Here is a 6,891-nt window from a genome sequence, read left to right as displayed (position 1 = left end):
ATATAAATGGGTAGAGTACAGGTTGCTGTAGAAGCATGTTTAATTCGTCTAATCACAGATACTTTATAAAGCATTTTAATACTTTTTTGAATCTGTCAATGCGTAAGTCCTATAAAAGATACTTCACCTTTTTTTCTTGATTTTTACTTGCTTCAAAGCCCAGTAAACCAATCAATTTATGCGCAAGTAAGTCAGGTAAACCTGATTTTGAAAGTGCTAAAGCAAACGCACCTAATACTGCATACGCTAAGGCAACTTCAGCACCATCACCTAAACCAGCATTAAATGCTTCCACAGTTTGGGAAAGACTCAAACCTGCAACTAAACCACCAATAATGGCTGAAATCACTAAAGTGAGAACAACAGAAACTCGTGCCAGTGACAGTATAAACATCACGGCAATCGCGAATACGACAGCATTCATGAAAAAAAGTAGGAGCAAAAGAAAGGCGACATTCTAGCAGATTCATTGAGATGAAGCTGAAAATATCGCCGAATAAAGTGCGTAAATCTTATGTGATTTTTATTGTTAAATATCGTTCAATCTTAAGCAGCCTGACGCTGAATAAAACCACGAATAAGTTCAGCAATTTTCTCAGGTTGGCTGATGACAGCCCAATGATTCGCATCAAGTTCTGTATATTCAAACTTTTCAACCCACTTCGGCATAGACTCAGTAATATATTCTGGACTAACAAATGCATCACGACACAATACAATCGCTTGTACTGGACATTGCGCATAACGTTGACGCGGTTGAGTTAAAGAAGGAATAAAGTTTGCACGATATAAGTTAATCCCGTATTTACCATCTGCAACAATATTTGCATTTAATGGTAAATCTTGTTTTTTCTCTAATCCATTCAAGATTTTGCCCCATTTTTCTGGACTGAAGAAAGTCCAAACTGTAGGTGCAATGAGTGGTAAATGGAATGCGCCGATATACCATGACTTTGTCAGCATTTTCAGAACATTTGCTGGCGCTGATTTGAACTTTTCACGCAAATATAAAGAAGCATGATCTAAGCAAGGACCAGAGATCGTTGTATAAGACAACAAACGACCTTTAAGTTTAGGCTCAGTTGCCGATTCCCAAGATTGTAATGAACCCCAATCATGGGCTGCCATATGGAAATTACGATTTGGTAAAACTTGATCTACCACTTCTTGTAAATCTAATGACAAACGCGGTAGACGATAGTCTTTGATACGTTTTGGAATAGAAGATAAACCTGCACCACGCACATCATAAGTTACAATAAAATAATCATTGACGAGCTTTTCAATAATTGGCTCCCAAACTTCCTGATTATCTGGATAACCATGTACTAAAACCAATGGTGTTTTTTTCTCATCACCCCATGTCTTCACACACAGTGTTTGCTGATCAGAAGTTGTGACAGTTTTTACTTGTGGTTGCATAATTTTTCCCATTTTGTTTTCAAGTGGCTTGGTCAACTAAACAGCCATTGCCAGCGATACAATAAAAATGATACTTATGGAGTATGAATAGAGTTATCAGAAAAAAAATTGACCATGAAAAACTTTTTCAAAAAAATTCGAACCATTCCAGCCGTTTCAAAATTTATCATCAATCATTACTCACCCTATCGCGGTGCAGGAATAGCAATTGAAACGATTGATCTCGACAATTATTTCATTCGAATCAAAATGCCGCTTACTCGAAAAAATCGAAATATCGTTGGAACACATTTTGGTGGCAGCTTGTACTCTATGGTTGATCCCTTTTATATGCTTATTTTGATGCATCATTTGGGTAACAAATACATTGTGTGGGATAAAAGTGCTGCAATCAATTTTTTATCACCAGGTCGAAGCACTGTTTATGCTGATATTCGGATCAGCGCAGAAGAAATTAGCGAAATTAAACGATTAGCTGAAAATCATGAACCTGTACTTCGATCATATACTTTAAATATTGTGGATGAAGCTGGTACTCGGATCGCAGAAGTCGAGAAAACCTTATACATTCGTAGAAAAAAGGCTAAAGCTACTACTTAATCTATATAGTTAGATAAAAAATGCCTGAGAGGAATCACAGGCATTTTTTATTACGAAATTAGAGATTATTTCTTTTCTTGGATGGCAGCACCTGCACCACCACCGATCGCACCGCCTATTGCAGCACCAGAATCACCACCTAATAACGCTTTACCTACAACTGAACCAATACCTGCTCCAATTGCACTACTTGTAGTCGTACGGCTACTACCACCTTGGGTATTTGCTCCTACACCAGCACCAGCTGCTGCACCTACACCCGCACCTAGACCACCACCAACATGGTTACCAACACCACCACCTACTGCACCACCTAAGGCTGCTGCACCGATACGCTGGTCTGATGCACTCATATTTTGACAACCTGTAAACATAACCGTTGATATGACTAAAGCGGAAACAATACCAATTGTTTTTTTCATGACGGATACTCTCCTGTTCTGTATGTTAAAAATAATAATCTTCTTTTATGTGGACTTTGATCATGTTATGTAATTTGAGTTAGCTAATGCTTTAATATTTGTAAATTTAAACTCAATCTTAAACTAATAAAAAAAGCACCCGAAGGTGCTTTTTTTGAATCAACTCATAATTAGAATTGATCTGAATTTAACGCTTGGCTGAACGCTTGATCAACTTCACTGAAATCATTGTGAAGTTCAAACTCAGCAGCTTCCGCTTCTTGACGACGACGTTCTAGGTGATACGCAAGACCTGTACCAGCAGGAATCAAACGACCAACAACAACGTTTTCTTTCAAGCCACGTAAATCATCTTCTTTACCTGTTACAGCCGCTTCAGTTAACACACGTGTTGTTTCCTGGAACGATGCAGCAGAGATGAACGAGTCAGTAGAAAGCGACGCTTTGGTAATACCCATCAATTGACGTTCAAACTTCGCAGGGAACTTGTTCTGAGCCAAGACAGCTTGGTTCTCTTGAACAACACGGATGTAATCCACTTGTTCGCCTTTAATAAAGCTTGTATCGCCACCATCAGTGATTTCAACTTTACGCAACATTTGACGTACGACAACTTCAATGTGCTTATCGTTGATTTTTACACCTTGGAGACGGTAAACGTCTTGAACTTCGTTCACGATGTAGTTGGTTAAAGCCACTTCGCCTTTCAAACGTAAGATGTCATGTGGGTTTTGTGGACCATCAGAAATGGTTTCACCACGGTTTACATGCTCACCCTCGAACACGTTGATTTGACGCCATTTAGGAATCAACTCTTCGTAGATCTCTGAACCATCATCAGGTGTGATCACTAAACGGTTCTTACCTTTGGTCTCTTTACCAAAGCTTACGATACCAGACACTTCTGCCAAAATCGCATGCTCTTTTGGTTTACGTGCTTCAAACAAGTCTGCAACGCGTGGAAGACCACCGGTAATATCACGAGTACGTGAAGATTCTTGTGGTACACGACCTATTACATCACCCACACCAATCGTTTCACCATCACGGACAGTCACGATTGTATTTTGTGGCAAGAAGTAGAACTGTTCGCCGCCATCTGTTGTATCCAACACGATCGCAGGACGTAAATCTTTACCAGACGCAGGACGTGCTGTTACTGGCAAGATTTCAACAGTCGTCATACCTGTTGCATCATCAGTCTTAGAGGTTGCAGTTACACCATCAGCGATTTGGCTGAAACGTGCTTTACCCGCAACTTCTGTAACAAGTGGATGTGTATGTGGATCCCAAGTCGCTACGATACCGCCAGCTTCTACAGTCTCACCATCTTTCAACAAGATGCTGGCACCGTAAGGAAGTTTATAACGCTCGCGCTCACGACCTAAGTCATCCGCAATACCAATTTCACCTGAACGAGAAACTGACACTAAGTGACCTTTGGCATGTTGTACAGTTTTCACATTGTGGAAACGTACAGTACCTTTGTTACGTACTTGAACGCTGTTCGCAGCAGAAGTTCGGCTCGCAGCACCACCAACGTGGAACGTACGCATCGTTAACTGTGTACCAGGTTCACCAATTGACTGAGCAGCCATTACACCGACTGATTCACCTGGATTCACCAAGTGACCACGTGCAAGGTCACGACCATAACAACGAGCACACACACCGAATGTAGATTCACATGCAATTACTGAGCGTACTTTAACTTCATCGACACCCGCTTCTTCAAGCTGAGCTGCGATTTTCTCGTCAATAAGCGTACCGCGAGGTAATACAACTTCGTCATCAGATGCACGACGTACATCTTCAGCCGTTACACGACCTAATACGCGGTCACGTAATGGCTCGATGACATCACCACCTTGAATGAATGGAGTCATCACTAAACCACCCGCTGTACCACAGTCAGGTTCAGTAATTACTAAGTCTTGTGCTACGTCTACTAGACGACGAGTCAAGTAACCAGAGTTCGCTGTTTTTAAAGCTGTATCGGCCAAACCTTTACGCGCACCGTGTGTTGAAATGAAGTACTGAAGTACTGTCAAGCCTTCACGGAAGTTTGCTTTAATCGGTGTCTCAATGATCGAGCCATCTGGCTTCGCCATCAAACCACGCATACCCGCTAACTGACGAATCTGAGCAGCCGAACCACGGGCACCCGAGTCAGACATCATGTAGATACTGTTGAATGATTTCTGCTTCTCGTCTTCACCTTGCTTGTTTTTAACAAGTGTGTAAGACAAGTTATCCATCATTGCTTTAGCAACCTGGTCATTGGTACGCGCCCAAATATCGACCACTTTGTTATAGCGCTCACCCGCAGTTACGAAACCTTGCTCAAACTGTTGTTCGATTTCACGAACTTCTGTTTCAGCTTTGTCAATAATGACTTGTTTCGTTGGTGGGATCAGCATGTCTTCCATACCAACAGATACACCTGAACGCGTCGCTTGACGGAAGCCCAAATACATCAATTGGTCAGCGAAGATAACGGTATCTTTCAAACCAAGTTTACGGTAGCAAGAGTTGATTAACTTAGAGATGTTCTTTTTAGTCATCTCAAGGTTGATCATATCAAAGCTTAAACCTTGTGGAACAACTTCCCAAAGTAAGCAACGACCTGGTGTTGTATCAACGATAATCGTTTGCTGTTCACGTTCACCATTTTCATTGATCACTGTTTGGTGTACACGTACTTTTACACGTGCGTGAATCGCTACTTTACCCGTTGCCAATGCGCGGTTTACTTCGTGAGTATCCGCAAACACCATGCCTTCACCTTTGGCATTTACTGCATCACGTGTGATGTAGTAAAGACCCAATACAACGTCCTGAGAAGGAACGATGATTGGTTCACCATTTGCAGGTGACAAGATGTTGTTTGTTGACATCATCAATGCACGAGCTTCAAGCTGCGCTTCCAATGTCAATGGAACGTGTACCGCCATTTGGTCACCATCGAAGTCGGCGTTAAACGCAGCACATACGAGTGGGTGAAGACGGATCGCCTTACCTTCAATCAGAATCGGTTCAAATGCTTGAAGACCTAAACGGTGAAGTGTTGGCGCACGGTTCAACATCACTGGATGTTGACGAATTACAGAAGCAAGAACGTCCCAAACTTCTGGAGTCTCACGCTCAACCATTTTCTTCGCAGCTTTAATGGTTGTTGCTTGACCAGATGCTTGTAGTTTCGCGAAGATAAATGGTTTGAATAATTCAAGCGCCATTTTCTTCGGAAGACCACATTGGTGAAGACGTAAAGTAGGACCTACGGTAATTACCGAACGACCAGAATAGTCAACACGTTTACCAAGTAAGTTTTGACGGAAACGACCTTGTTTACCTTTGATCATATCAGCCAAAGATTTCAATGGACGTTTGTTCGAACCTGTAATCGCACGACCACGACGACCGTTATCAAGCAATGCATCAACAGACTCTTGTAACATACGTTTTTCGTTACGTACGATAATGTCTGGTGCAGCAAGATCAAGAAGACGTTTCAAACGGTTGTTACGGTTAATCACACGACGATATAGATCGTTTAAGTCTGAAGTCGCGAAACGACCACCTTCAAGTGGTACAAGCGGACGTAAGTCTGGTGGAAGTACTGGAAGTACATTCATCACCATCCATTCAGGCTTATTGTTTGATTCTTTGAATGCTTCCATCAACTTCAAACGTTTAGACGCTTTTTTAAGTTTCGTCTCTGAAGTCGTTTGTGGAATCTCTTCACGTAAACGAGCAATTTCAGCTTCAAGATCGATGTCTTTCAACAAGTCTTGAACAGCTTCTGCACCCATTTTCGCTGTGAATTCATCACCGTGCTCTTCAAGTGCATTGTAGTATTCTTCATCCGTTAAAAGTTGATACTTTTCAAACGGAGTCATACCTGGATCAGTAACGACATAAGATTCGAAATACAATACGCGCTCGATATCACGTAATGTCATATCAAGAAGTAAACCAATACGGCTTGGTAATGATTTCAAGAACCAAATGTGTGCAACTGGAGAAGCAAGTTCAATGTGACCCATACGTTCACGACGAACTTTAGCAGTCGTTACTTCAACGCCACATTTTTCACAAATGACGCCTTTATATTTCATACGCTTGTATTTACCACACAAGCATTCGTAATCTTTTACTGGACCAAAGATTTTGGCACAGAACAAACCGTCACGTTCAGGTTTAAAAGTACGGTAGTTAATGGTTTCAGGCTTTTTAACTTCACCGTGAGACCATGACTTAATCATCTCTGGTGACGCAAGACCAATACGGATACGGTCAAATTCAATCGGTGCATGACCTTCTGAATCCGTTTTCTTACGCATGATATCGAGCAAGTCTTTCAATTTTTTTCTCCGTGTGTCAGGAAGCTAGGCTTACCTGACTGGGTCACAAATATTGTTTTTTAACTGAACAATCCTCCCTCAAC

The 6,891-nt window shown here is 41.5% G+C and carries 4 protein-coding genes and 1 pseudogene; 1 reads left to right on the top strand and 4 read right to left on the bottom strand.

Going from position 1 to position 6,891, the window contains the following annotated elements:
- Positions 1–112 precede the first annotated feature (112 nt).
- Together ACSC97_RS07175 and ACSC97_RS07170 are read right to left on the bottom strand one after the other, a co-directional pair.
- Positions 113–424, bottom strand: a pseudogene (locus tag ACSC97_RS07175) (sodium:proton antiporter); the annotation flags it as partial.
- 122 nt (positions 425–546) lie between these two features.
- Positions 547–1,422 (bottom strand): alpha/beta fold hydrolase, encoded by an 876-nt coding sequence (locus tag ACSC97_RS07170; RefSeq protein ID WP_436660105.1) that lies wholly within the window; start codon positions 1,420–1,422, stop codon positions 547–549.
- Positions 1,423–1,536: 114 nt separating this feature from the next.
- Between ACSC97_RS07170 and ACSC97_RS07165 the strand changes: the two genes are divergently transcribed.
- Positions 1,537–2,022: a DUF4442 domain-containing protein gene (locus tag ACSC97_RS07165; RefSeq protein ID WP_436660103.1), complete on the top strand. Its 486-nt coding sequence runs from the start codon at positions 1,537–1,539 to the stop codon at positions 2,020–2,022.
- A 65-nt stretch (positions 2,023–2,087) separates the two neighbouring features.
- Here the strand turns inward: ACSC97_RS07165 and ACSC97_RS07160 are convergent, their stop codons facing one another.
- Both ACSC97_RS07160 and rpoC read right to left on the bottom strand, forming a co-directional pair.
- Positions 2,088–2,444 carry a DNA transfer protein p32 gene (locus ACSC97_RS07160; RefSeq protein WP_243483478.1) on the bottom strand — a complete coding sequence of 119 codons (357 nt, stop codon included), beginning with the start codon at positions 2,442–2,444 and terminating at the stop codon, positions 2,088–2,090.
- 170 nt (positions 2,445–2,614) lie between these two features.
- Positions 2,615–6,808: a DNA-directed RNA polymerase subunit beta' gene (gene rpoC / locus ACSC97_RS07155; RefSeq protein ID WP_004916929.1), complete on the bottom strand. Its 4,194-nt coding sequence runs from the start codon at positions 6,806–6,808 to the stop codon at positions 2,615–2,617.
- Between the last annotated feature and the right edge of the window lie 83 nt (positions 6,809–6,891).

Origin of the sequence: Acinetobacter sp. P1(2025) (assembly GCF_051390655.1) — a bacterium.
GTDB classification, from domain to species: domain Bacteria; phylum Pseudomonadota; class Gammaproteobacteria; order Pseudomonadales; family Moraxellaceae; genus Acinetobacter; species Acinetobacter junii.
This window is presented reverse-complemented; position numbering and strand designations above follow the sequence as displayed.